Here is a 25,936-nt window from a genome sequence, read left to right as displayed (position 1 = left end):
GAGAAGAGGTAGAGAAAAATGAAAACTTTAGGATATTACAATGGGAAATACGGAGAACTGGAGGAAATGAGCATTCCCATGAACGATCGGGTATGCTGGTTTGGAGATGGTGTTTATGATGCAGGCCCGTCCAGAAATTATAAAATATTTGCGATAGATGAACACATAGATCGATTTTTCAACAGTGCAGGGCTTCTGGATATTGAGATGCCTGTAACGAAGGAGGAGCTAAAAGAGCTCCTTCAGGAAATGGTAAATAAAATGGATACCGGCAATCTCTTTGTCTATTATCAGGTGACAAGGGGAACCGGAGTAAGAGATCATGCTTATACAAAGGGACCGGGCAATCTGTGGATCATGTTAAAACCGGCAGAAATCTCAGATGGCATTGAACCAATCAAACTGATTACGGTTGAAGATACCAGATTCCTTCACTGTAACATTAAGACGTTGAATTTGATCCCTTCTTGTGTGGCAACGGAGAAAGCGAAGAAAGCAGGATGTCAGGAAGCAGTATTTTATCGCGACGGTGGAAGGGTGACCGAATGTGCGCATAGTAATGTCCACATTATCAAAGACGGGAAACTGGTAACAGCGCCTACAGATAATTTGATCCTGCCGGGAATTGCAAGAGCTCATTTAATCCGCATGTGTAAGAAGCTTGGCGTTCCGGTAAGCGAAACACCTTATACATTAAAAGAGCTGTTCGAAGCAGAAGAAGTGTTAGTGACAAGTTCCAGTAACCTCTGCCTGCATGCCTGCGAGATTGACGGGAAACCGGTAGGTGGAAAGAATCCGGAACTGTTGGAAAAAATAAGATCAGCGTTACTTGGAGAATTTTATGAGGCAACGCCGGAAGAATAGGAAGTGAAAAGATGGGTGAGAAGGAAATGTACAGAATCATGCCGGCAGGAGACAGAGGGCTGGTTGTAGAATTCGGAAATGTGATTGACATTCAGACGAATGACCGGGTACAACAGCTGAAGAAATGCCTGAGAGAGGCACAGATACCAGGAGTTTTAGAGTTGCAGCCAACCTTCCGCTCTCTGATGATCTACTATGATCCCCGGAAGATTTCTTATGGTGATCTGGAAAAAAGAGTACGCACATTTGACAGTGCGGCAACATCCGAAGGTCATGCGCGGAAGAGAATTCTGAAGATCCCATGCTGCTATGGGGCGCGCTTTGGTCCGGATCTTGGAGAGATGGAGAAATATACAGGACTGGACAGGGATGAGATCATCGCCATACACAGTTCGGTAGACTATCGCATTTATATGATGGGTTTCCTTCCGGGCTTTGTGTATCTTGGAGGACTAGATCCACGCATTGAGATGCCAAGGCTTTCTTCTCCCCGAATCAAAATACCTGAGGGAGCTGTGGGGATCGGAGGCAATCAGACCGGTGTGTATCCGGTTGCATCTCCCGGTGGCTGGCGGCTGATCGGAGGAACCCCGGTGGAATTCTATGATGCCGGAAGAGAAAAACCAATACTTTGCCAGGCGGGTGAATATATCCGGTTCGTTTCAATTTCTCTGGATGATTATTATGATATCCGGAGAATGATTGTGAAGGGCGAATATACGATAGAAATTTTGGAAGAAGAAGGTGAACAGTAGATGGCAGTGAAAATTGTATTACCGGGCGCCGTGATGACCGTTCAGGACGGAGGCAGATATGGATATCAGGAAGCAGGAGTCCAGGTTTCCGGGGCCATGGACCAGATGTCGTTTAGGAATGCCAATTATCTGGTTGGGAATGAGGAGACAGAAGCAGTTTTAGAAGTCACTCTGTTCGGCGGGACGTTGGAATTTACAGAGGATACGATCATTGCGATTACTGGTGCAGATATGGAACCCGTAGTAGATGGAGACCCGGTGGAGATGAACTGTCCGCTTCTGATCCGGAAGGGACAGACCCTGACGCTGGGCATGACCCGGCAGGGATGCCGGACTTATCTTGCATTTGCCGGCGGTATTGATGTTCCACTCGTCATGGGAAGCAGATCCACCAATCTAAAATGTGCATTTGGCGGGTATGGAGGACGTGCACTGAAGGCGGGAGATGTTCTGGAACTCGGAAAACCGAAGCTGTCGTTTGACCGCGTGAAAAAACGGAGAACAAAGGGGATTGAGACGGAAAAAATCATCGAGGTGCGTGCAGTTCCCGGCCCACAACAAGAATATTTTACAGAAGCAGGAGAGAAGGCATTTTACAGCGGTACTTATACGATAACCGATCAGAGTGACCGGATGGGCTATCGTCTTAAGGGTCCCTTAGTGGAGAGCAAAAACGGAACAGACATTATATCCGATGCGATTCCGCTTGGGGCAGTGCAGATTCCACCCAGCGGTCAGCCGATTGTATTATTAGCAGACAGACAGACTACCGGCGGTTATGCGAAGATTGCGGTAGTGTGTTCTTTTGACATTCCCAAGCTGGTTCAGGGAAGACCGGGCGACAAAGTCCGTTTTTTAAAGACCGATGTAAAAACAGCGCAGAAACTATACAGAAAGCAGGAAAGATAATATGGATGACAGGAAACTTACACCAAAGGAAGTTCGAAAATTAATCAGAGAAGAAAAGATCACCGGTCAGACTTCCGGCTTGTGTCCGGGATATGCACAGGCAAATCTTCTGATCCTTCCCAAAGATCAGGCTTATGATTTCCTTTTATTTACACAGAGAAATCCAAGATCCTGCCCAATATTGGAAGTGACGGATATGGGAAGCCGACAGCTTCATTATCTTGCACAGGATGCAGATGTGGCGAGGGATTTCCCCAAATACCGCGTTTATCGCAAGGGAGAAATGGTCGGCGAGTATACGAGTATTGATAGGTTCTGGCAAGATAACTTTGTAAGCTTTCTGATTGGATGCAGCTTTTCATTTGAAGCCGGACTGTTAGAAGCAGATGTTCCTGTCAGACAGATCGAAGAACATAAAAATGTGCCAATGTATAAGACGAATATTCCGTGTACACCTGCGGGAATCTTTCACGGCAACATGGTAGTCAGCATGCGGCCGATGACCGGAGAACAGGCAGTGAAAGCGGCATGCATTACCGGCGAGATGCCCAAAGTACACGGCGCGCCTGTTCATATCGGTGATCCATCCCAGATTGGAATTCGGGATTTGCAAAAACCGGATTTTGGAGAAGCGGTGACAGTCAAGGAGGGAGAACTTCCGGTATTCTGGCCTTGCGGAGTCACTCCTCAGAATGTAGTCATGGAAGTAAAGCCGGAGCTTGCGATCACGCATGCACCGGGGCATATGTTTATCTCCGATATTAAGAATGCAGCATTAAAATATTAGAACCGTGGATAAAGTGTTAGAAAAGATAAGAGAACAGAGGGTGAGGAAGATGTATACCGTGGACTTAAATTGTGATCTGGGCGAGAGCTTTGGAAACTATAAATGTGGAATGGATGAAAAAATCATTCCCTATATTTCTTCCGCCAATGTGGCATGCGGCTTTCATGCGTCGGATCCGCTTGTAATGGAACATACCGTAGAGCTTGCGAAAAACTACGGGGTTCACATAGGGGCACATCCGGGATATCCGGATCTGACCGGATTTGGAAGACGAAATATGCAGGTGTCAGAAGAAGAACTAAAAGCGATGATACAATATCAGATCGGGGCGTTAAAAGCATTTTGCGATGCTTTTGGTGTGTCACTCTATCATGTGAAACCACATGGGGCCATGTATAATATGGCGGCAACTCATACAGGACTTGCAGAAGCAATCTGTCGTGGAATCCAAGAAGTCGATCAGAACCTGATCCTTCTTGCTCCGGCAGGCAGTGAAATGTTCCGGGCGGCGAAGAAATTCGGGCTGCGCGCCGCAGGAGAAGTCTTTGCTGACCGTGCCTATGAAGAGGATGGAACGCTTGTCTCCAGAAGAAAAAAGGAAGCCGTGATCACAGAGGAAGAAGTGGCAATCGAGCGTGTTGTCGGCATGGTTAAGAAAGGAACAGTTACAGCTGTTACCGGTAAAGAGATTGAGGTACAGGCGGACTCGATCTGCGTGCATGGAGACGGACCGAAAGCATTAGCATTTGTAAAGCGGATCAGAGAGACTCTTGCAGAAGAAGGCGTGAAGATCTGTCCGCTATCAGAAATCGTGCAGTAGTGCAGGGGATAGAAGAAAAAAGGAAAGAAAGGATGGCGCGGATGTTGACGGCAATCAGACAAGAGACGATCGAAGACGTGGTACTTCGCTATTCCAAACGAGGAATGAATATTTTAAAAAATCATATGAGAGAGGATTATTGCCGGGAAGCAGCCGGACAGATTTTAGAACTTGAGAAAGGAACGATTCTCTTAACGACAGGATTCTATGTGGCAGGACATGCAGAGACGGATGGACCTCTCGGAACACTTGTGATGGCAGATGCACTTCAGAAGCTTGGCTATCATCCGGTGATCGTAACAGATGAATTCTGCAGAGGTTTTTTTGAAAACGAAGGCTTGGAAGTGTATTATGCGGGAGTGAATGACGAAGCGCAGGAGTATGACAGGATGCTGGAGACTTATCGTCCGGTGGGACTCATTTCTATTGAAAGATGTGGAAGAAATGTAGAAGACGACTATGCCAATATGCGGGGAATCAGTATTAAAGAATACACTGCAAGTACAGATTGGCTCTTCATCCGGGCAAGAAAAGCAGGGATTCCGACTTTTGGAGTCGGAGACGGTGGAAATGAGATTGGAATGGGCAATCTCAAGGAAGTCATCCATGAGGAATTAGCGCTTGTTCCGTGTAAAGTAAAAGTGGATACGCTTGTCATTGCAACCGTATCGAACTGGGGCGCCTACGCGATCGTAGCATACATGCAGAAAATGACAGGCGTGACGGGACTGTTGAATTTTGAAAAGATCTATGGATATCTGGCGAGAATTGTCCGCATGGGAAGTGTGGACGGTGTGACGAAGAAGCATACGCTCAGTGTGGATGGGTTTTCATTGGAGATAGAAAAAGAGATTCTGGATGGACTGAATCAATTGGCAAGTTAATGGATAAGAAGAAAGACTGGAAGGATCAAGGAGGATATGAAATATGTGTTCGATTATGGGATATTGTGAAGAAGGAGAGGCGTTGAAAACCTTTCGGGAATGCTTTTTAAGGACATCGTCCAGAGGACCGGATGAGTGTCGGATTCTGGACACCGGAAAAGGATATCTGGGATTTCAGCGCCTGGCAATCATGGGATTGACACCGTCCGGCATGCAGCCATTTTCGCTGAACGGAAGTTATGTCGTTTGTAACGGAGAGATCTATGGATTTGAAAAACAAAGAGAAGAGCTGAAAAAGAAGGGGTATACATTTGAAAGTGATTCAGACTGTGAGATCCTGCTTCCGTTATATGAGCAATACGGGACAGAGATGTTCGGTATGCTGGATGCGGAGTTTGCGTGTATTATCTATGACGGAAAGACCGGAAGCTATATTGCGGCGAGAGATCCCATCGGAATTCGTCCACTCTATTACGGATATGACGAAAAAGGAGCTCTTGTTCTTGCTAGTGAAGCTAAAAATCTGGTTGGACTCTGTGAGAAGATCCGGCCGTTTCCACCGGGACATTATTACAAAGACGGAGCATTCATCTGCTATCATGACATTAGCAGAACAGAGGAAGTCTGTGAGGATGATGTAGAGACAATCTGTCAGAAAATTCATGACAAATTGACAGAAGGGGTATGCAAAAGACTTGTCTCGGATGCAAAAGTAGGTTTTCTGTTATCAGGAGGACTGGATTCTTCCCTTGTCTGTGCCATAGCGGCGAAGGAGAGTAAGAAGCCGATTCGCACGTTTGCAATTGGAATGGATCAGGATGCCATTGATTTGAAATACGCAAGGCAGGTGGCAGAATATATTGGAAGTGAGCATACGGAAGTGATTATCACAAGAGAAGATGTGTTAAATGCACTGGAAGACGTAATCCACCTTCTCGGCACTTATGACATTACTACAATCCGTGCCAGTATCGGAATGTATTATGTATGTAAATATATTCATGAGCACACAGACATCCGTGTTCTGCTGACCGGAGAGATCTCGGATGAGTTGTTTGGTTATAAATATACAGATTTTGCACCGTCACCGGAAGAATTTCAAAAGGAATCCCAGAAACGTATACATGAGCTTCACATGTATGACGTGCTGCGGGCAGACCGGTGTATTTCCGTAAACTCACTGGAGGCAAGAGTTCCATTTGGAGATCTTGATTTTGTAAAGTATGTAATGTCTGTCGATCCGGCAAAGAAAATGAATACCTATGGAAAAGGAAAGTATTTGCTACGCCGTGCCTTCGAGAAGGATGCGTGTCTGCCGGAAGAAATTCTCTGGCGTGAAAAAGCAGCATTTTCTGATGCGGTAGGACATTCTATGGTAGATGATCTGAAAGAATATGCGCAGACCTGTTATGAAGGGGATGAATGGAAGGAAAAATGCAGCGCCTATGAGCATGCGGCGCCATTTACGAAGGAGTCACTCCTCTACCGGGAAATCTTCGAAAAATATTATCCGGGACAGTCGGAGATGGTCGCCGGTTTCTGGATGCCGAACAAGGCGTGGGACGGATGCGATGTGGATGATCCGTCCGCACGTGTACTGGCAAACTATGGCGACAGTGGAAAATAGAAGAAGCTAAGAGTTTTGGTTTGGAATATCCATTGGATAATGGTTATCAAAACAGGCTTTACAAAGTGGGAGACCATTTACCGTATCGGGAAGGTCTTCCACTTTCATATATCCAAGAGAGTCAGCGCCTATGATGCGGCAAATATCGTCCACAGAGTGAGAAGATGCCAGAAGCTGCTGATTGGACGGAATGTCTGTTCCGAAATAGCAAGGATACAGGAAGGGAGGCGAGCTGATGCGGACATGAACTTTGAGAGCGCCGGCTTGTTTCAGATGTCGGATCAGACCTGCGATCGTGGTTCCTCTTACGATAGAGTCGTCCACCAGGACGATATTTTTTCCCTTGACGGCATGCTCCAGTACATGAAGTTTGAGCCGTACACTATTTTCCCGTTCTTTTTGAGTCGGCTTTATAAAGGTACGTCCCACATAGCTGTTTTTGTAGAAGGCTAACCCGAAGGGAATGCCGGAAGCTTCCGCATAGCCCTGCGCAGCGGCAAGACCGGAATCAGGCACACCAGTTACAAGATCAGCTTCTGTCGGATAGGCTTTGGCAAGTGCAGCCCCGCCTCTTAAGCGAGCCTCGTAGACGGATACCCCGTCAAGGGTACTGTCTAATCGTGCAAAGTAGATGTATTCAAAGATGCAGTGAGCGTGCTTCTTCTGGCAGAGCTCCAGATTGGAAGAGATCCCCTGACGCGTAATGGTGATGATCTCACCCGGGCGTATATCACGGATAAAGGTCGCTCCGATAGCGGTGAGGGCACAGCTCTCCGAGGAGAGGACATAAGCGCTGCCTCGCTTTCCAAGGCAAAGCGGTTTGAGACCGAGAGGGTCTCTAACGCCGATCAGTTTTCTCGGACTTGCAATGATTAGCCCATAGGCTCCTTTTATTTTTGAGGCGGCCCGTAGAATTGCCTCTTCGACAGAGTGGGTGTGAATCCGCTCCCTGGCAATCAGGTGAGCAATGACTTCCGAGTCTGTTGTAGTCTGGAAGATGGCACCGGTACGTGTAAGTCCAGCTCTTAATTCTTCGGTGTTGACGAGATTTCCATTGTGTGCAAGAGCAAGAGTACCCTTAACATAATTGAGAACGAGAGGCTGTGCGTTCTGCAGAGAAGTTTCTCCGGTTGTAGAATAGCGCACATGCCCAACGCCCAGATTGCCGGTAAGAGAATGAAGGATGTTGTCGTCAAAGACTTCGTGGACAAGTCCCATGCCCCGGTGAACATTAAGATTCCCCTCCGATCCGCAAGTGTCACACACAGCAATACCGCAGGACTCCTGCCCGCGGTGCTGTAAAGAAGAAAGGCCATAATAGATGGAGTTTGCCGCCTGTTCTTCAGATGATGTATAGATACCAAAGACGCCACAGGCTTCTTTGATACGTGAATGATCACAATTCATGACAAAGCTCCTTTCTTATAATGAAAATAGTAATTGGTCGTAAGATGGGTATGGAAGCAGATCTTCAGGAATCAGTGCTTCCGCTTCGCTTGCAGCGGTTCCCAAGTGCTCAAGAGAAGGAATCAGAAGATTCCGGCTCAGGAATGCAGAACGCTTCAAGTCTTCTTCTTTCTCTGTTTTGGTAAGCTGCTCCTTCAGATCCTGTACACCGTCTGCTAAGATTTCATAACAATTACTAAGCTTTCTTACAAGTGCTTCCTCCGCATCTGTTTTCAAATCAGGAAGAAGCGCTTTTTTTGAACTCGTACTGGAAGCAACAGCTCCGGTATAAGAATGGAGAGTAGGAAGAAAGTCACGCGATAGTATATCGACCATTGTGCGTGCTTCAATGGCGATGGTCTTTACATAATTTTCCAGTAAAATATCGTGTCTGGAGCGAATCTCATCTTCCGTATAAATGTGGTGTTTCGTGAAGAGTGTAATGCTTTTTGCTGTCAGAAGACGTTCTAGACAGTCTGGTGTAGATTCCAGATTGTCAAGACCACGTCGGGCGGCTTCTTTCACCCATTCATCGGAGTAGCCGTTCCCGTTAAAAATAACCTTTTTATGTTTCTGGATTGCGCGTTTCAAAAGTGCGTGAACAGCCTCATCCATATCAGCCGGCTCAGTGTCCTTTAATTCTTCATAGAATTGGTCCAGTGATTCCGCAACAGCGGTATTTAATATAATGTTCGGCGTTGCAACGGAGGCAGCAGAACCAAGCATACGGAACTCAAATTTATTTCCGGTAAATGCAAATGGAGATGTCCGGTTCCGGTCTGTATTGTCTTTGAGAAAATGCGGGAGTACCGGGGCGCCGGTGTCAAGCTGGATTTTCTCTTGTTTACCGAAATAAGTATCATTTTCAATTGATTCCAGCACGCGGGTCAGCTCATCGCCAAGGAAAACAGACACGATTGCCGGAGGAGCTTCATTTCCGCCGAGACGGTGGTCATTGCCTGCGCTGGCGGCAGAGATCCGCATCAGATCTGCATAATCATCCACTGCTTTGATGACAGCCATCAAAAAGATGAGAAACTGTGTGTTTTGAGCCGGAGTACGTCCCGGATTCAAGAGATTTACGCCGTCATCGGTTGTCAGAGACCAGTTGTTGTGCTTTCCGCTTCCGTTAATCCTGTCGAACGGTTTCTCGTGAAGGAGGCAGGTAAGACCGTGTTTTTCAGCAACCTTCTTCATCATCTCCATGGTGAGCTGGTTATGGTCAACCGCAATATTCGCTGTGTCGAAGACCGGGGCAAGCTCGTGCTGTGCAGGCGCTACTTCGTTGTGTTTGGTTTTTGCAGGAATGCCGAGCTTCCACAACTCGAGGTCGAGATCGTGCATGTAGGCAGAGACTCTTGGTTTTAAAGCGCCGAAATAGTGGTCTTCCATCTCCTGTCCTTTTGGAGCCGGGGCGCCAAAGAGAGTTCGCCCACAGAAAATCAGATCTTTGCGCTGACGGTACAGATCCTTATCTACAAGAAAATACTCCTGCTCCGGTCCGATGGTGGCAGAGACTCTTTTGACGGTATCATTGCCCAGCAGGTGAAGCATTCTTACTGCCTGTGTGTTCAGTGTATCCATAGAGCGAAGAAGCGGCGTCTTCTTATCTAGAGCTTCTCCGCTGTAAGAACAAAATGCAGTTGGAATATAGAGTGTCTGATCTTTGATAAATGCCGGAGAAGTAGGGTCCCACGCGGTGTATCCGCGAGCTTCAAAAGTAGCGCGAAGGCCGCCGGAAGGGAAGCTTGAGGCATCCGGTTCTCCTTTGACAAGTTCTCTTCCGGAGAAATCCATGATGACTTCACCTTCCCCGGATGGAGAGATAAAACTGTCGTGCTTCTCTGCGGTAAATCCGGTCATTGGCTGGAACCAGTGCGTATAGTGTGTGGCACCGTTTTCTACGGCCCACTCTTTCATGGCTACTGCGACAGAATTGGCGACATCAAGTTCCAGATGGGTGCCGTTTTCAATGGTTTTCCTTAATGCCCTGTACACATCTTTGGGAAGCTTGCTGCGCATGATCCGGTCACTGAAGATCATGCTTCCATATAGTTCGGGAATACGATTATTCATGTCATTCATCTCCTTAGATATTTTTTTTAGTATTTTTGAAATACAAAAAAGGCGCTATGAACATCTTAAGTCCAAAGCGCCTTTGCTTATGTGAAGTAGTATACTCTAAAAATTATGTTTGTCAATGCTGATTTTTAAAATCCTGCGAAAATATTAAAAAATTAAGAGGGAAGCATTAAAAAATCTTAAGTGAAAACGAGTGGTGATTCATCAGGGATGTATATACAAAGAGGACGATATAAGGTATAATATAAAGAAAGGGAAAAACTGAAAATGCAGGAAAAAAGCACTAAACCTGCAAAATTGGCGACAAGGTTATACCCAGACAGAGCGCAGGCTCTGATCGGAGAAATATTATATAAAGTGGGAGAGGGAAAAAGAAATGAGTTACGAGAAACTGAATGAAAAAATTCTTGAGATGAAGGATGAGATGTTCGATACCATCCGAGAGAATGTTGCAATCTGCAGTGTGAAGGGTGAGCCGGAAGAAGACGCTCCCTACGGAAGAGAAGTAAAAAGAGCATTGGATCATCTTCTTTCTGTTGGAGAAAAGATGGGCTTCAAGACCGGAAATGTGGACAATCGCGTAGGCTGGATCGAGTATGGAGAAGGCGAAGAGATGGTTGGAGTGCTCGGACACGTAGATGTAGTTCCTCTTGGGGAAGGATGGAATTATGATCCGCTCGGATGTGAGATCCATGATGGTAAAATGTACGGTCGTGGCGTTCAGGATGATAAAGGACCTACAATCGGAGCTGTGTATGCACTGAAAGCAATCCGTGATCTTGGACTTCCGGTTGACCGCAGAATTCGAGTGTTATTCGGATGTGATGAGGAAAATGGATCTTCCTGTGTAGAACATTATATTAAAGTGGGAGAAGAACTGCCGACTATTGGATTTACACCGGATGCACAGTTCCCTGCAATCTTCTGTGAAAAAGGTCAGACATTCTGGGATGTAACTAAGAAAGTAGAGAATCCGTCCGGCATTAAAGTGCTTTCTATCGAAGGTGGAATGGCGAAAAACGTAGTGACACCAAAATGTACATTGGTTGCAGAAGGTGAATTGAAGGTAGAAGAAAAAGATTATATTACGGTTGAGAAAAAAGACGGTAAGATCATCGTGACATGTGAAGGTATCAGCGCGCATGGAAGTACACCGGAGCAGGGCGCAAATGCTGCAATCCGCTTATTTGATGCTCTGAAGGAAAATGATTTTGGCGGAGACCTTCAGACAATGATCAACTTCCTGATGGAAAAGATCGGTTATGAGACAAATGGAGAGAAGCTTGGAATTGCAAGTACAGATGAAGAGACCGGAAGCACAACAGTTAACCTTGGAATGATCAGCTGTGATGAGGAGAAGCTGTCCTTTACTTTAGACATTCGTTATCCAAACAGTACAACAGAAGAACATGTAGTAAAGAATGTAAAAGAGAATGTAGAGGCTTATGGACTTGTGCCGGAAGTAGAGACTCACAGCCTCTTATATGTACCGACAGAGTCTGAACTTGTACAGAAACTTATGAAAGTATATCAGGAACAGACCGGTGACGTAGAAGCAGAGCCAATCGCTATCGGAGGAGGAACCTATGCGAAATCCTTCGATAATATGGTGGCTTACGGACCGATCTTCCCGGGAGAAGAAGAAGTGATCCATGCGCCGAATGAATTTGCAAATATGGACAATCTTGTACGTTCTATTCAGATTTCAGCGGCTGCGATGTACGAACTTGCACAGAAATAGGAGGCTAATAGATGAGACTTACAATATTAGGAACTGGAAATGCGGCAGTAACAGAATGCTACAATACATGTTTTGTGATTTCAGATGAAAACAGACATTTTCTTGTAGACGCAGGAGGGGGGAATCGCATATTAAAAGTGTTAAAAGATACAGGGATTGAGATTTCCGACATCCATGATATTTTTGTTACGCACGAGCACGTAGATCACATTTTAGGTATTATCTGGCTGATCAGGATTATCGGACAGCGGATGAATCAGGGGAAATATGAAGGTGATCTTACGATTTACTGTCATGAGGAGTTGGCTGAGAAGATTCAGGCAATTGCGAATATGACGATCCAGCAAAAGGTATGTAAGCATATGGGAGAACGTATCCGTTTTGATATTGTATCGACAGGAGACGAGAGAATGATTTTAGGTTGTCCGGTTACGTTTTTTGACATTTTGTCTACAAAAGCGAAGCAATTTGGATTCTCCATGTGTATGAAAGATGGAACGAAGTTTACCTGTGTTGGCGATGAACCTTATAACGAAGCGAATTATGATTTTGTAAAGGACAGTGATTGGCTGCTTCACGAAGCGTTTTGCTTATTTAGTGAGGCGGATAAATTCAAACCGTATGAGAAGCATCACAGCACAGTAAAAGAAGCCTGTCAGCTTGCAGAACAATTGAAAGTTCCTAATTTGCTTCTCTATCATACAGAGGAGACGCATCTTAAGGAGCGTAAGCAGTTGTACACGCAGGAAGGAAAAGAATATTATAGTGGTAATCTCTATGTTCCGGATGATTTGGAAAGTTTTGAGATTTAAATAGGAAAAACACGAAGAGGAAATGGGCTCTTCGTGTTTTTTTGAGGGACGATCTAATAAGGTTTATTTATTATAGCAAACGAAATACTTGTTCTACAGATGCTGTCATATTACTGCGTGCAGTGGAGGGTTCCATCGCTTCTTCCAAAGTTACAATTCTTCTCAAAATCGGGAAAAAAGCATCGATTCCGGCTTGATTACAAGCTGTAGCTTCTTTTGTGACACTGCCGGAAAACGCCAATACTTTAGCACCGTGTGCTTTGGCGAGTTTTGCTACGCCGATAGGAGCTTTTCCCATGGCGGTTTGGCGGTCTAATTGCCCTTCTCCGGTTACTGCGATGTCAGCGCCTTCAAGAGCTTCTGAAAGGTTTACGGCATCTAAGATAAGATCAACGCCAGGAGAAAGGGAGGCGTGAAGAAAGCTTAAAAATGCAAAGCCAAGACCACCGGCTGCGCCGGCGCCGGGATAATTTCGGTAATTGCAATTTAAAGTGGCTTCCGTAACATCTGCGAAGTGTGCCATGCCAAGATCCAGAGGTTTCTTCTGGGATTCGGTTACACCTTTTTGTGGGCCGTAGATATAAGTAGCGCCATTTTCTCCACAAAGGGGATTGGTTACATCACAGGCAATTCGAAAATGGCAGGAGTCAAGCAGAGGATGCAGGTTGTTCGTATCAATAGACGCAACTTTCATAAGCGCCTGTGCTCCTTCTCCGACATCGAGCCCATGCTCGTCGAGAAACGAATAGCCCAATGCTTTGAGCATTCCTATGCCAGCATCGTTTGTAGCACTTCCTCCAATACCGATAATAAAATTACGGCAGCCCTTTTCCAATGCATCAAGAATCATTTCTCCAACGCCGCGTGTGCTGGCGATAAGAGGATTTTTTTGATGAGCAGGAACAAGTGTGATTCCGGAAGCAGCAGCCATTTCAATGATTGCTGTTTTATTCTCTTCCAAATACCCATAGTAACAAGATACAGGAGTGCCCATAGGACCGGTGACGGTAAGGTCAATGCGTTGTCCGCCCAGCCCTTCAATAAGAGCGTCGGTAGTTCCTTCTCCTCCGTCTGCCAGCGGTTTTATAATGACTTCAGCGTCGGGGTGTGCGGCCAGGACACCCGATTTTACAGCCTGTCCTGCCTCCATGGAGGACAGGCTGCCTTTTAACGAATCAATTGCAACAACAACTTTCATATGAATACCTCTTAAGAAACGCTTTCTGCGATTTCTCTTGTGATTTTTAGGAACTTATCAATATCATCTGTTCCGTTGCAGTGTAATGGAGATACGCGGAGAGCGCCTTCTAGACCGAGCGCCTCAACAATTCTCTGAGAATATGGGCTGGATTTGAGACGTTCAAAGATCGTTACACCATGCTCCAAATATTTCTGAGAGCAATCAGCATAATCAATTCCCTTAATACCCATAGCAACGATTAAATCTTTCCATGTCAAGTCTTCCATATCTACATACACTTCTACATTTTTGATGTGTCTTAGTCCAGGCACTTCGTCGGTACCTTCCAGCATGCGGTAAAGAAGTGCACGCTCTTGTAAATGAATTCGATTCATTCCTTCTACATATAAAGTTCGTTTGTCTGTGCTGTCGATAAAATCAGAACCAATTTTACATACATAATCGATGACTGCCATCATTGCGGCAAAGTTGCCTGGTGTTGGTGTTCCGAGAGCCCATACGTTGGCATCCTTGTGTGTCAGTTTGTGGTGTCTCATTTTTGCAACACGGTCAGAGATATAAGCATATCCGCAGCCGCGTACGCCAAAGAATTTGTAAGGTGCGATATTCGCAGCGTCAACACCCCAGTCTTCAACATCGACAACAGCATGAGGAGCATGTTGTACAGTATCGGTAATTACGTAGATTTCCGGATTGATTTCTTTTACTCTACGCACAATTTCTTTAATATCCATAATATTTCCGGAAATATTGGAAGCTGCCATAATACTTACAAGACAGGTGTCTTTATCTACGCATTTTAAAACATCTTCCACATCAATACCGCCGGTTGTCTTATTGGCAGGTACAACTCGAAATTCACGTCCGGTTTTATCACAGTAATATTCTACAGCATCGTGAGCAGATGGATGCTCCAGTGAAGAAGTAACAGCGTTTGTTCCCCATCCACAATTTTCCATAATAGCACCCACAGCTTGATACATTGTCTGAGACGCGGACAACTCAGTGATCAATGCTCCGTGGCCCGGTTTTGCACCAAAGACAACTTCCAGAATTTCTTTTGTTCCGTCAGAAACATAGTGAGATAATTCGTATCCTCTTCCGCGGACGCGTTCCGGACAATCTGGAAATTGCTCTACCGAAGCCTTGGCTTCGACTGCTTTTTTCAGTCTTAAAGAACCGCCTGAATTTTCAAAGAAAAGACGGGAGCCATGTTCTGGATCAGCATCTGCATAACAGAATTGCTCTTTTAAATTTTTTTGATATTCGTCTGAAAATAATACACCATTTTTTTCGTTCATTTTTCTTTCCCCTTTCGCTTATAATCCTGGTGGTTACAGCTTTTTGTTAGTTTCATCATAGCACTGAACGGATGATTTGAGAAATGAATAATTTCGCTGAATAATATTAACAAAATTTATATTTAAAGAAAAAAGAATATTCGTGTAAACATTTTTTGATAAAATAGATATTAATATTTTTTATAATGAAAATAAAAAATAATATTATTTAAAAACATTGCAAAAGGGAAATGAGTATGTTATAAAATGGACAAAGATAATAATGTCCAATTCTTAAAAGAAAAAGACAAAAGTATTCCAAATTATAAAAACGTGAAAGGAAGAGAAGGAAAATGGAAGTGATTATGGAAGTGTTAGAAAAATTTCAGGCATTTATATGGGGACCGCCCACGTTACTGCTTCTCCTTGGAACCGGTATATATTTTACGGTTACACTGAAAGGGATTCAGTTATTTAAGTTTCCAAAAGCACTGAAAGCAATTTTTGAAAAGGAGGAAGGTGTAGGAGATGTGTCTGCATTTGCAACGCTTTGTACAACACTTGCGGCGGATATCGGAACAGGAAGTATTGTTGGTGTTGCAACCGCTCTTAGAATCGGAGGACCGGGAGCCATGTTCTGGATGTGGGTGTCGGCATTTTTCGGAATGACTACAAAATATGCAGAGTCAGTGCTTGCAGTAAAATATCGGACAAAAGATGAAAATGGACAGATGGCAGGAGGTCCGATGTACTACATTCAGAATGGAATGGGAAAGAAATATATCTGGTTAGCGAAGTTATTCGCGATATTTGGTGTTTTTACAGCGCTTTTAGGATGTGGAACTTTTCCACAGGTCAATGCAATTACGGAATCGGTAAATCTGGCATTTCACATTCCGATCGCGCTGGTGGGAGCTATCGTTACAGTGTTGACTGCCATTGTTATTTTAGGCGGTATCCAGTCAATATCAAAAGTAGCACAGTTCGTTGTGCCATTTATGGCAATTTTTTTCATAGGTGGATCTGTTTTGATCTTGGGAATGAATTATCAGGCACTTCCAGATGCATTCCGACAGATTTTTACTTGCGCATTTTCGGCTGAGTCCATGTTGGGCGGTGCAGCGGGAGCAACGGTTGTTTCTCTGATGACAGTAATCCGTACAGGAGTTGCGCGTGGTGTTTATACCAATGAGGCGGGACTTGGAAGCTCTCCGATCGTTGCAGCGGCAGCAAAGACAAATTCTTGCGTGAAGCAGGGGTTGATCTCTATGACGAGCGTATTCTTTACGACGCTTGTAACATGTACAATGACAGGACTTGTAATTATTTCAAGCGGATTAATGGATACAACAGATCTCAGCGGAAGTCCGCTTGTGACACAGGCTTATAATATGCATCTTTCACATAATATCGGAATGTATATTGTAGCAGTTGGGATTATCTTCTTCTCATTCACAACTATTTTGGGGTGGAGCTATTATGGAGAGAGATGTATTGTCTATTTGACAGGAAGCTTAAAGAGCGTCAAAGTATTTAAGGTGCTTTATATTATTGCAATTGCAGCAGCGCCATTTCTTACATTGGAACCGATCTGGCTTCTGGCAGATATTACCAACGCGCTGATGATTCTTCCGAATCTGGTTGCGCTGTTGAGTTTGAGAAAAGTGATTATCAATGAAACAAGAAAATATTTTGACAAACTGGAGAGAGAGACCATTAAACTGCCAAAGAATGCGGTAGTGGAATAATATAGAATCAAAAAACACATTGAAGACAAATCCGGGTCTTCAATGTGTTTTTTTGCGCATGGCTGCGTTCGGAAAATCAATATAACTCCATAGATGAAGTATAACGGTCTATGAGACGGAGTTTTTCTTCGTTTTTATTACCGACCTTTTTGCTGATGTAAGTACACAAAAGTTCTGCAATGAAAAGTGCAGGGATCTGAGAGTTGAAAAAAGTCAGAGAATCAACATTGTTGGTAAATAAGTGTGTAGCGTATTGTGCTAATGGAGCGGTCGGAGTGTCGGTCAAAACGATGACGGCAGCGCCTGCGCGGGAAGCCATTTCAGCAGCCAGCTGCGTCAATTTTGAATAGCGGGGATAGCTGATGGCGATCAGACAATCCCGTTTGCTGATATCAGACAAATAATCAAAGGTATTCAGAGAATCGGAAGGTTCCGGGAAGACCATCGGAAGCGTATCCTTCAAATTGACGGACAAAAAATTAGCGGCAACACTGCAGGCTCGGGACCCGACAATATATTTTGTGTGAGAGTGAATGATCGTATCGCTTGCTTTTTCAAATAATTCTGTTGAGTTTCGCATGACGGCAGAACGGATATTGTTAAATGTAATATCTTGAACCGTTTCGATAATACTGCTTTTCGACAGCTTTTCCAGACTCTGTGTCAGCTTCACAGTCGGAATAGCGGAAGATTGTGAATGGCTTGATATGTAAGTATTGTATTGCTCCCGGATCGTACGCTGAAATTCTGTATATCCGGAAAAACCAAGATCTTTTGTAAAGCGCATGACAGAAGAATGACTGACAGAAAGCGTATTTGCAAGTTCGGTGGATGTCATAAAACATAAGTCACGAAAATTATTGAGAACATAATCCGCAATCAGCCGTTCTTTTTTTGTTAATTTTGCATTCTTAATCATTTCTTGAAAAGCAGCAGTCATATCCAAAATCCTTTCTGAAAAACATTAATATTTATTATCTCAAATTATATCAAAGAACCGAAAAAATAACAAAGTATTTTAGAGATAGTAAAGAGTAAAGAATACTTTGTGAAATGAATAATTATGCGGTATAATATTAACAAAATTTATATTTGAATGGATTAGTGGAATAAAAAGGGTTATAAGGAGGAAAGAAAATGAATCAGGCAGAGATTGAGACTTTTTTGATGATCGTAAAAACGAAGAATATTACAAAAACCGCAGAAAATTTATTTTTGTCCCAGCCGACAGTCAGTCACAGATTGAAACTGCTGGAGGATGAGTTGAATGTAAAGCTTTTGAATCGAAAGAAAGGGTACAAGCAGATTGAACTCACCACCCAGGGAGAAGAATTCATACCGATTGCAGAACGCTGGCTTTCTCTTTGGCAGGAAATGCAGCTGTTGCAGCATGGACAGGAAAAATTATATTTAAGTATCGGGTGTACGGATACGTTGAACACAGCGATTTTTTTCAATCTGTACAGAAAAATTCTGCGGGAAGAAGACCCGGTTTTAAGTTTAAAGATTAAAACTCATTATTCGCAGGAAATCTATGAGCAGGTGGAAAATCATGAGATTGACCTTGGATTTGTATATCATCACCTTCATTTCAAAAATATAACAGCGGAGCCGGTGCTGAGAGAAAAGATGTATATTGTGCAGAGCGGCGAGACATCTCTTCGCAAAGAGATTCTGCATACAGATGAATTGGATCCGGAAGAGGAAGTGTTCTTAAGCTGGGAAGCAAACTATCAAATCTGGCATGACCAGTGGGTAGGAAAGGGGAAACGTCCAAGGATAGAGGTGGATACCTTTGAGCTATTGCTTCATTTGATTTCAGATGATAAGCGGTGGTTTATTGCCCCAATCTCCGTGGTAGAGCGGATTCAGGCACTGCGCCCGGTTTACGTAAGTGAGATTGCGAACCACATTCAGCCGCCGGAACGTGTTACATATAAAATTCAGCATAAGTACCCAAAAGAAGCAACAATGAAAGCAGTCCGCATTTTTGAAGAAAAAATGGAATCGTATTTACAGGATAAAAATTGGGGATTTGTTAAGTAAGAGAGAAATATTAAAAAAGTTAATATATTATAGACAAATAATTTATTTTTTTTAGTAAAGTTGCTGTGCTATACTGAGGGCAGATAAAGAAACGAAGTAAAAATCAACAAATGGATATGGATTTGCCATGCAGATGAAAGGAGAACGAAGATGGAAGTAAAGTTTCTGATAGCAGGTGACTGCGCTGTATCCATTCAAATGGGAAATGTGATCAGTCTGGAGGTAAACAGACAGGTTCGTATGCTGCAGGAGGAACTGGAAAAACATCCAATCCATGGAGTTACAGAGATGGTTCCGACATATGCTTCTTTAATGATTCATTACAGACCGGATAAAATTAGTTTTGAACAGTTAAAAGAAGAAGTTATGAAGAGAACCTGCGGCATGGAACAGGTAGAAGATACAAAAAAGATCATCAAAGAGATCCCGATCTGCTACGAAGGGGAATTGGGAATGGATCTGGAAGAATGTGCAGCGCTTGAAAATCTCTCGACAGAAGATGTGATAAAAATGCATTCCGGCCATGAATATTATGCATATATGCTTGGATTTGCACCGGGGCATGCTTATATGGCAAGATTTGAGGAGCCATTTCATTTTAAGAGAAGACCAACACCAAGAGTACATATATCTGCACGTTCTATCGTAGTGCAGGAGAATCTCTCAAATTTGATTCCGTTTGACCAGCCATGCGGATGGAATATTATCGGAACGACACCGCTTACAATCTGCGATTATACAAAGAAAGATCCTTTTCTGGTACATGCGGGTGAGTGGGTAAAATTTATCCCTGTAAGCAGAAGAGAATATGACAAGATAAGAGAAGCTGATTTAAGAGGCAATTATCATGTGAAAACTTATGAAAAGGCGGTGGAATAATGGGAATTGTTGTTGAGAATCCGGGACTATTGACAACGGTCCAGGATGAGGGAAGATTCGGTTATCAGCAGTTTGGAGTATCTCCGGCAGGGCCTATGGATACGAGATCTTTTTATCTGGCAAATATTCTTGTCGGCAACAAACGGGGAGAAGGATTGCTGGAAATGACATTTTCCGGAGTGACACTGTTGTTTGAAGAAGATAATATTATTGCAGTGACAGGCGGAGACCTTGCCCCGATGGTAAATGGTGAAGCGATTCCCATGTATCAGGCGGTGTTAGTACATGCGGGAGACAGACTGGCATTTGGAATGGCATCGGGAAATGGATGCAGAGCATATCTTGCATTTGCAGGCGGGCTTGACATTCCTCTGATCATGGGAAGTAAATCGACGCTCATGCGAAATCACATGGGAGGATACGAAGGAAGAAAACTGGAGAAAGGTGATCGGATCGGATTTGTTCACCCAAAGACAGAGCTTCCGAATATGGAGAAACGTAAAATCCCGCAGGAAGTATTTCTGACAAAAGAAATTACACTCCGAGTAGTTACAGGTCCTCAGGACTATGAATTTTCAGAAGAAGAACTTCGAAAGTTCTTCTGGTACGGAGCGGAGATTACAAATGAATTTGACCGTATGGGATGCAGACTGAAACGAGAGGAGCCAATACATCATCTCGGTGATGGAAATATTATCAGTGACGGTATTGCGTTTGGATCAATACAAGTTCCTACCAATGGTCAGCCGATCATTATGTTGGCAGACCGGCAAAGTACTGGTGGATATACAAAGATTGGAACGGTAATTTCTGTCGATCTTCCGAAACTGGCGCAGAGTGTGCCGGGATATCGTGTCAGATTTATTCATGTAGGAATTGAACTTGCACAGAAATTATACATTAGGCAATTGCAGAAATTACACAAACTAGAGAAAGAACTGGGGCAGAGAAGCTAAGAACGGAGGCAAATATGGAATATGAAAAAATGATAGAATTGCTCCGTGAAGTAAACGACTCAAATTTGATCGAGTTTGAGCTGGAAGACAGAGACTTCCGGTTGAAACTGAAAAAAGAAAGTAAAAGTAACGAAAATGTTGTGAAAGCAATAGAAAACACTTCTTTGGAAAATCCGGCAGATGAGCCAAAAGAGTCGAAAAAGGAGATAGAAAGATCGAAGGAGCATGTGATTACTTCTCCGATGGTAGGAATCTTTCATGCATATGAAGGAGAGACGGAAACACCTTACGTGCAGGTGGGTAATCAGGTGGAAAAGGGACAGATCATAGGAGCTGTGGAGGCAATGAAGCTGATCAATCCTTTGGAAGCCGATATTTCCGGAAAAATTACAGAGATACTTGTGGATGACGGAATGCTCGTCGAGTATGATCAGCCAATGTTTGTGATGGAAGTGTAAAGGATATGGTGAGAGATGTTTAAAAGGATCTTGATCGCAAATCGCGGGGAGATCGCAGTCAGGATTATACGTGCATGTCGGGAAATGGGCATCCGGACTGTGGCGGTATACTCGCAGGCAGATAGAAACGCCGTGCATGTGGGACTGGCAGATGAAGCGGTCTGTATCGGGAAAGCGGAAGCGTCGGACAGTTATTTAAATATGGAACGCATAATCAGTGCGGCAATAGCTGTGGGGGCGGAAGCGATCCATCCGGGATTTGGATTTTTGTCAGAAAATGCGGAGTTTGTACAAATGTGCGAACAGCATCATATTACATTTATCGGGCCATCTTCAGAATTGATCAGCAGGATGGGAAATAAATCTGAGGCTAAAAAAGCAATGAGGCAGGCAGGCGTGCCGGTTGTCCCGGGGACAGAGGAACCGGTTTACAATCTGGAAGAAGCGAAAAGAGAAGCAGAGCGTATTGGATATCCGGTAATGATCAAAGCATCTTCAGGCGGAGGCGGAAAAGGCATGCGGATTGCAAGGAGCCGGGAGGAATTTGCAGTCAGCTTTCAGGCGGCGCAGCAGGAATCAATACGTGCCTTTGCTGACGATTCCATGTATTTGGAACGCTATGTACAGAATCCCAGACACGTAGAAGTTCAGATTATGGCAGATAAATATGGACAAGTCATTCAGTTGGGAGAAAGAGATTGTTCTATTCAGAGACGACATCAGAAAATGATTGAGGAATCGCCATCTCCGGCTTTGACAGACGAGATAAGAAAGAAGATACGCTCAACCGCGGTACAGGCGGCAAAAGCAGTGAACTACGAAAGTGCCGGTACCATAGAATTTCTGTTAGATGACAGTGGAGAATTCTTTTTCATGGAAATGAACACGAGGATACAGGTAGAGCATCCGGTGAGTGAGTTGATTTCCGGCGTTGATCTTATTCGGGAACAGATTCTGGTGGCAGCAGGAGAGGCGTTAAGCGTGGCGCAGGAGGACATCCTTTTCCGAGGACATGCAATTGAGTGCAGAATTAATGCGGAAGATCCGATACGTGGATTCCTTCCGTGTCCGGGAACGATCACACATCTGCATCTTCCGGGCGGAAACGGAGTGCGTATTGATACAGCAATTTATGAAGGATATCAAATTCCGCCGAATTACGATTCTATGCTAGTGAAAGTAATCACTTATGACAGAGATCGCAAAACCGCGATCCGTAAAATGATAAGAGCGCTGGATGAGATGGAAATCGAAGGAGTCGAAACGAATCTTGAATTTCAATATGATATCCTGCACCAGAAGGATTTTCAAGAAGGTAATTTTACAACGGATTTTATATCTATACACTATGAACTATAATAAAAAATTTTAAAATATGGAGGAGAATGAAAATGAAGATAGTTGTTTTGGACGGTTACACATTAAACCCGGGAGATATTTCATGGGAAGGTTTAGAAGCATTGGGAGAGTGCGTAGTATATGATCGTACTTCTCTGACGGATGTACAGGAGACCATCGACAGAATCGGAGATGCAGAAATCGTATACACTAACAAGACGCCGCTTCCAAGAGAAGTATTTGAAAAATGTACCAACATTAAATTTGTCGGTGTGCTTGCAACCGGATATAACGTAGTTGATATTGCAACTGCAAAGGAAAAAGGAATTCCGGTAGCAAACATTCCAACTTATGGAACAGCAGCGGTAGGTCAGTTTGCAATCGCGTTGTTATTAGAAATCTGTCATCACATTGGACATCACAGCAAAGTGGTTCATGAAGGCGCATGGGAAGCAAATCCAGATTGGTGTTTCTGGGATTATCCGTTGATCGAATTAGATGGAAAGACAATGGGAATTATCGGTTACGGAAGAATCGGTCAGTCTACCGGAAAGATTGCGCAGGCACTTGGTATGAAGGTTCTTGCATATGATTCATACAGAAATCCGGCATTGGAATGTGAAACTTGTCAGTATGCTGACCTGGATGAAGTATTGAGTCAGTCTGATGTTATTGCACTTCACTGCCCTCTGTTCCCGGACACAGAGAAGATCATCAACAAAAATACAATTGCCAAAATGAAAGACGGAGTTATTATTTTAAATAATTCAAGAGGTCCATTGATCGAGGAACAGGATCTGGCAGATGCATTGAATAGCGGAAAAGTAGCTGCGGCAGGCTTAGATGTTGTTTCAACAGAGCCGATCAAGCATGATAATCCGCTGCTCACAGCCAAGAACTGTCTGATTACACCGCATATTTCATGGGCACCAAAGGAGTCTCGTCAGAGATTGATGGATATTGCGGTAGATAATTTAAAAGCTTATGTTGAGGGAAACCCACAGAACATAGTGAATAAATAACGAAAAAAGAAAGGAGGGAAATTATGTATTCGATCGACTTGAATAGTGATATTGGAGAAAGTTTCGGTGCGTATAAGCTGGGAGATGATGAAGCGATTCTTCAACAGATTACAGCAGCTAATGTAGCATGTGGATGGCATGCCGGAGATCCGATGGTAATGGATAAAGTGGTACGGATGGCAAGTGAAAGAGGCGTTGTAGTCGGAGCGCACCCCGGCTATCCGGATTTGATGGGATTTGGAAGAAGAAAGATGGTATTATCCTTTCAAGAAGTAAAGAATTATGTGAAATATCAGATTGGAGCGTTGTCTGCATTTACACAGAGTTATGGAATGAAACTGCATCATGTGGCGCCTCATGGAGCTATGGGGAATCAATGTCAGTATGACGAAGAGATTTCCAGAGCAATTTGTGAAGCGGTATATGAAGTAGATAAAGATTTGATCATCTACTATTGTGCAGGAGCTGTACTTGGCAAAATTGCAGAAGACATGGGGCTTAGAACAGCGGCAGAAATTTTTGCGGATCGCGCGTATATGGATGATTTATCACTGGTTCCAAGAAAGATGGAAGGATCTATGATCACAGATGAAGATGTAGCAATCAGCCGTTGTGTGCGGATGATTAAAGAAGGAAAGGTTACGTCAATTAATGGTAAAGATATTGACATTAAAGGTGATACTCTCTGTGTTCATGGCGATGGACCGAAGGCAATTGCATTTGCAAGAAGGATTCGGGAGACATTTGAAAAAGAAGGAATTGAGATTAAACCTATGTAAGTATAGGAAAGCGCCGGATGAATCATTAATTTGAATACAAAAAAGTAGGGAAACAGTTGGTGATTTGTTTTGGCGCTATTTTTGTACCCTAAAATAGGAGAAAAACAAGGAGTGAAGAGAAAATGGCAAAGCAAAAAGAACAAATGTCAGTAGTAAAAAAGATGATGATTGCTCTGGTTGGTGGTTTGATCGTAGGTATTGCTTTTTTGCTGATCAGAGAAAATGTAGTTTCAGAAAGTACATGGAATGTAATTAATAAAATTTTGTTTCAGGATATTACAGTAGAAGAAGGTGTTGGCGCTGTCGGAATCTTCTATATTGTAGGACAGATCTTTATGAGAGGCCTGCAACTTGCAATCGTACCTCTGGTATTAGTGTCCTTAAGTCTTGCAATGTGCAGCATTTCTAATTCAACAAAACTTGGCCGTATTGCAGGAAAGACGCTGCTTGGATTCTTGGGATTTTATGTATTTGGAGCATTTTTCGGATGTGTGATCGCTTATATTATAAAATCACTGGGATTCTTCAATGTTACACTCCCAAGTGAAGCGGTAAGTGAGGCGGCAACAATCGACGCATTTAATCCACTGGCAACAATTGTCAATGCGGTACCGAGCAACATAACGGAAGCATTCAGTACAAATAACAGCATTTTGGCAGTTGTCGTAGTTGCGATCATTATTGGTCTGTGCATGAACCAGCTTGGAGAAAAAGCAGATCCATTAAAGAAAGTATTGGAAAGCGCAAACGAAGTAATTCAGATGTATTTGACATTCCTGATCAACAAAGTAGGACCGGTTGCAATTTTCTGTTTGATTTCCAGAACCTTTGCAATCTATGGTGTAGAATATCTTGCTCCGGCAGCAGCATATGTCATCTTTGCAATGCTTACATTATTCTTGTTAGTAGTGACTTTATATCCACTTGGAATCTGGATTACAACAAGAGAGAATCCGGTGAAGTTCTTAAAGAAGATAGCGAAGGTAGGAGTGTTCGGATTTTCAACAAACTCATCTGCAGCTTGTCTTCCATTGAATACAAGAACCTGTATTGATGAACTGGGATGTAGCGAAGAAATTACAAGCTTTGTACTTCCGACAGGAATGACGATCAATATGAACGGAACAACGGTTATGCACATGTTTGCAGTGACATTCATTGCAACAGCAGCAGGAATTGATGTAACACCTGCTAACATGATCGTTATGGCATTCTTGTCAATCTGTGCGGCAGCGGGAACACCGGCAATTCCGATTGCAGGAACAACGATGATCTTCACTGTTTTATCTGGAATGGGATGGACCACAGAAGCATGCTTGATCGGTTATGCACTGGTTGTTGCAATCAATCGTCCGGTTGAGATGGCATTGCTTCCTCTGAATGTTATCGGAGACGCAGCAGTAAACGTAATCGTAAACGCAAAAGAAAAAGAATTAGATAAAGAAAAATATAATGGATAATTAATTCGGGACGGGTTTTCAAAAAGCCCGTCCCGAATTGAT

Annotated in this window: 23 protein-coding genes; 18 read left to right on the top strand and 5 right to left on the bottom strand. The window is 43.6% G+C overall.

Features of this window, described 5'->3' with window-relative positions; translation table 11 throughout:
- Positions 1–18 precede the first annotated feature (18 nt).
- Genes WKT00_RS03715 through asnB form a run of 7 tightly spaced genes read left to right on the top strand, consistent with a single transcriptional unit; the run spans position 19 to position 6,646 of the window.
- Positions 19–864 carry a D-amino acid aminotransferase gene (locus WKT00_RS03715; RefSeq protein WP_340261043.1) on the top strand — a complete coding sequence of 282 codons (846 nt, stop codon included), beginning with the start codon at positions 19–21 and terminating at the stop codon, positions 862–864.
- Between the two features lie 11 nt (positions 865–875).
- The gene (gene pxpB, locus WKT00_RS03710; protein WP_173814359.1) at positions 876–1,619 is read left to right on the top strand and encodes a 5-oxoprolinase subunit PxpB; all 744 of its coding nucleotides are present in this window, start codon (positions 876–878) and stop codon (positions 1,617–1,619) included.
- Entirely contained in the window at positions 1,620–2,528 is a 909-nt protein-coding gene (locus WKT00_RS03705) for a 5-oxoprolinase subunit C family protein (RefSeq protein WP_340261040.1), read from the top strand.
- Between the two features lies 1 nt (position 2,529).
- Complete coding sequence (locus WKT00_RS03700; protein ID WP_101694094.1) at positions 2,530–3,315, top strand: putative hydro-lyase; 786 nt, start codon at positions 2,530–2,532, stop codon at positions 3,313–3,315.
- 49 nt (positions 3,316–3,364) lie between these two features.
- A complete protein-coding gene (locus WKT00_RS03695) occupies positions 3,365–4,135 on the top strand; it encodes a LamB/YcsF family protein (RefSeq protein ID WP_101694095.1) in 771 nt (256 codons plus the stop codon).
- 32 nt (positions 4,136–4,167) lie between these two features.
- Positions 4,168–5,019: a DUF4392 domain-containing protein gene (locus WKT00_RS03690; protein ID WP_244094102.1), complete on the top strand. Its 852-nt coding sequence runs from the start codon at positions 4,168–4,170 to the stop codon at positions 5,017–5,019.
- Positions 5,020–5,062: 43 nt separating this feature from the next.
- A complete protein-coding gene (gene asnB / locus WKT00_RS03685) occupies positions 5,063–6,646 on the top strand; it encodes an asparagine synthase B (RefSeq protein WP_173814358.1) in 1,584 nt (527 codons plus the stop codon).
- A gap of 6 nt (positions 6,647–6,652) precedes the next feature.
- Here asnB and purF read toward each other — a convergent pair whose 3' ends face one another.
- A complete protein-coding gene (purF, locus tag WKT00_RS03680) occupies positions 6,653–8,053 on the bottom strand; it encodes an amidophosphoribosyltransferase (protein ID WP_101694097.1) in 1,401 nt (466 codons plus the stop codon).
- A 15-nt stretch (positions 8,054–8,068) separates the two neighbouring features.
- Positions 8,069–10,168, bottom strand: coding sequence for a glutamine synthetase III family protein (locus WKT00_RS03675; RefSeq protein ID WP_101694098.1), 2,100 nt, complete (start codon positions 10,166–10,168; stop codon positions 8,069–8,071).
- A gap of 382 nt (positions 10,169–10,550) precedes the next feature.
- On the opposite strand from WKT00_RS03675, the gene pepV reads away from it, so the two are divergent.
- Both pepV and WKT00_RS03665 read left to right on the top strand, forming a co-directional pair.
- The gene (pepV, locus tag WKT00_RS03670; RefSeq protein WP_101694099.1) at positions 10,551–11,915 is read left to right on the top strand and encodes a dipeptidase PepV; all 1,365 of its coding nucleotides are present in this window, start codon (positions 10,551–10,553) and stop codon (positions 11,913–11,915) included.
- An 11-nt stretch (positions 11,916–11,926) separates the two neighbouring features.
- On the top strand, positions 11,927–12,727 hold the full coding sequence (locus WKT00_RS03665) for an MBL fold metallo-hydrolase (RefSeq protein ID WP_173814356.1): 801 nt from the start codon (positions 11,927–11,929) through the stop codon (positions 12,725–12,727).
- 70 nt (positions 12,728–12,797) lie between these two features.
- Here the strand turns inward: WKT00_RS03665 and WKT00_RS03660 are convergent, their stop codons facing one another.
- On the bottom strand, positions 12,798–13,925 hold the full coding sequence (locus tag WKT00_RS03660; RefSeq protein ID WP_101694101.1) for a glycerate kinase family protein: 1,128 nt from the start codon (positions 13,923–13,925) through the stop codon (positions 12,798–12,800).
- 11 nt (positions 13,926–13,936) lie between these two features.
- Positions 13,937–15,229 (bottom strand): aminotransferase class V-fold PLP-dependent enzyme, encoded by a 1,293-nt coding sequence (locus WKT00_RS03655; protein WP_101694102.1) that lies wholly within the window; start codon positions 15,227–15,229, stop codon positions 13,937–13,939.
- 332 nt (positions 15,230–15,561) lie between these two features.
- On the opposite strand from WKT00_RS03655, the gene WKT00_RS03650 reads away from it, so the two are divergent.
- The gene (locus tag WKT00_RS03650) at positions 15,562–16,956 is read left to right on the top strand and encodes an alanine/glycine:cation symporter family protein (protein ID WP_340261030.1); all 1,395 of its coding nucleotides are present in this window, start codon (positions 15,562–15,564) and stop codon (positions 16,954–16,956) included.
- Between the two features lie 76 nt (positions 16,957–17,032).
- Here the strand turns inward: WKT00_RS03650 and WKT00_RS03645 are convergent, their stop codons facing one another.
- The gene (locus WKT00_RS03645; RefSeq protein ID WP_101694104.1) at positions 17,033–17,896 is read right to left on the bottom strand and encodes a MurR/RpiR family transcriptional regulator; all 864 of its coding nucleotides are present in this window, start codon (positions 17,894–17,896) and stop codon (positions 17,033–17,035) included.
- A gap of 197 nt (positions 17,897–18,093) precedes the next feature.
- Here WKT00_RS03645 and WKT00_RS03640 point away from each other — a divergent pair, with 197 nt between their 5' ends.
- The 8 genes from WKT00_RS03640 to WKT00_RS03605 all read left to right on the top strand — a co-directional run bounded on the left by WKT00_RS03640 (position 18,094) and on the right by WKT00_RS03605 (position 25,894).
- On the top strand, positions 18,094–19,002 hold the full coding sequence (locus WKT00_RS03640; protein ID WP_101694105.1) for a LysR family transcriptional regulator: 909 nt from the start codon (positions 18,094–18,096) through the stop codon (positions 19,000–19,002).
- 150 nt (positions 19,003–19,152) lie between these two features.
- Positions 19,153–19,881: a 5-oxoprolinase subunit B family protein gene (locus tag WKT00_RS03635; RefSeq protein ID WP_101694106.1), complete on the top strand. Its 729-nt coding sequence runs from the start codon at positions 19,153–19,155 to the stop codon at positions 19,879–19,881.
- Positions 19,881–20,837: a 5-oxoprolinase subunit C family protein gene (locus WKT00_RS03630; RefSeq protein ID WP_101694107.1), complete on the top strand. Its 957-nt coding sequence runs from the start codon at positions 19,881–19,883 to the stop codon at positions 20,835–20,837. Before WKT00_RS03635 ends, WKT00_RS03630 begins: the two co-directional genes overlap by 1 nt.
- A gap of 14 nt (positions 20,838–20,851) precedes the next feature.
- Positions 20,852–21,295, top strand: a complete 444-nt coding sequence (accB, locus tag WKT00_RS03625; RefSeq protein ID WP_101694108.1) for an acetyl-CoA carboxylase biotin carboxyl carrier protein — start codon at positions 20,852–20,854, stop codon at positions 21,293–21,295.
- A gap of 15 nt (positions 21,296–21,310) precedes the next feature.
- Positions 21,311–22,654 (top strand): acetyl-CoA carboxylase biotin carboxylase subunit, encoded by a 1,344-nt coding sequence (accC, locus tag WKT00_RS03620; RefSeq protein ID WP_101694109.1) that lies wholly within the window; start codon positions 21,311–21,313, stop codon positions 22,652–22,654.
- Between the two features lie 32 nt (positions 22,655–22,686).
- Positions 22,687–23,655: a D-2-hydroxyacid dehydrogenase gene (locus WKT00_RS03615; RefSeq protein WP_101694110.1), complete on the top strand. Its 969-nt coding sequence runs from the start codon at positions 22,687–22,689 to the stop codon at positions 23,653–23,655.
- A 23-nt stretch (positions 23,656–23,678) separates the two neighbouring features.
- Positions 23,679–24,434, top strand: a complete 756-nt coding sequence (locus tag WKT00_RS03610; protein ID WP_022317958.1) for a LamB/YcsF family protein — start codon at positions 23,679–23,681, stop codon at positions 24,432–24,434.
- Between the two features lie 122 nt (positions 24,435–24,556).
- Complete coding sequence (locus WKT00_RS03605; RefSeq protein ID WP_340261017.1) at positions 24,557–25,894, top strand: dicarboxylate/amino acid:cation symporter; 1,338 nt, start codon at positions 24,557–24,559, stop codon at positions 25,892–25,894.
- Positions 25,895–25,936: the final 42 nt, after the last annotated feature.

Source organism: Dorea sp. ICN-14282, from assembly GCF_037890115.1.
GTDB classification, from domain to species: Bacteria; Bacillota; Clostridia; order Lachnospirales; family Lachnospiraceae; genus Dorea_B; species Dorea_B phocaeensis.
Note: the sequence above shows the minus strand (reverse complement) of the source record. Positions and strands in the feature narration are given on the sequence as shown.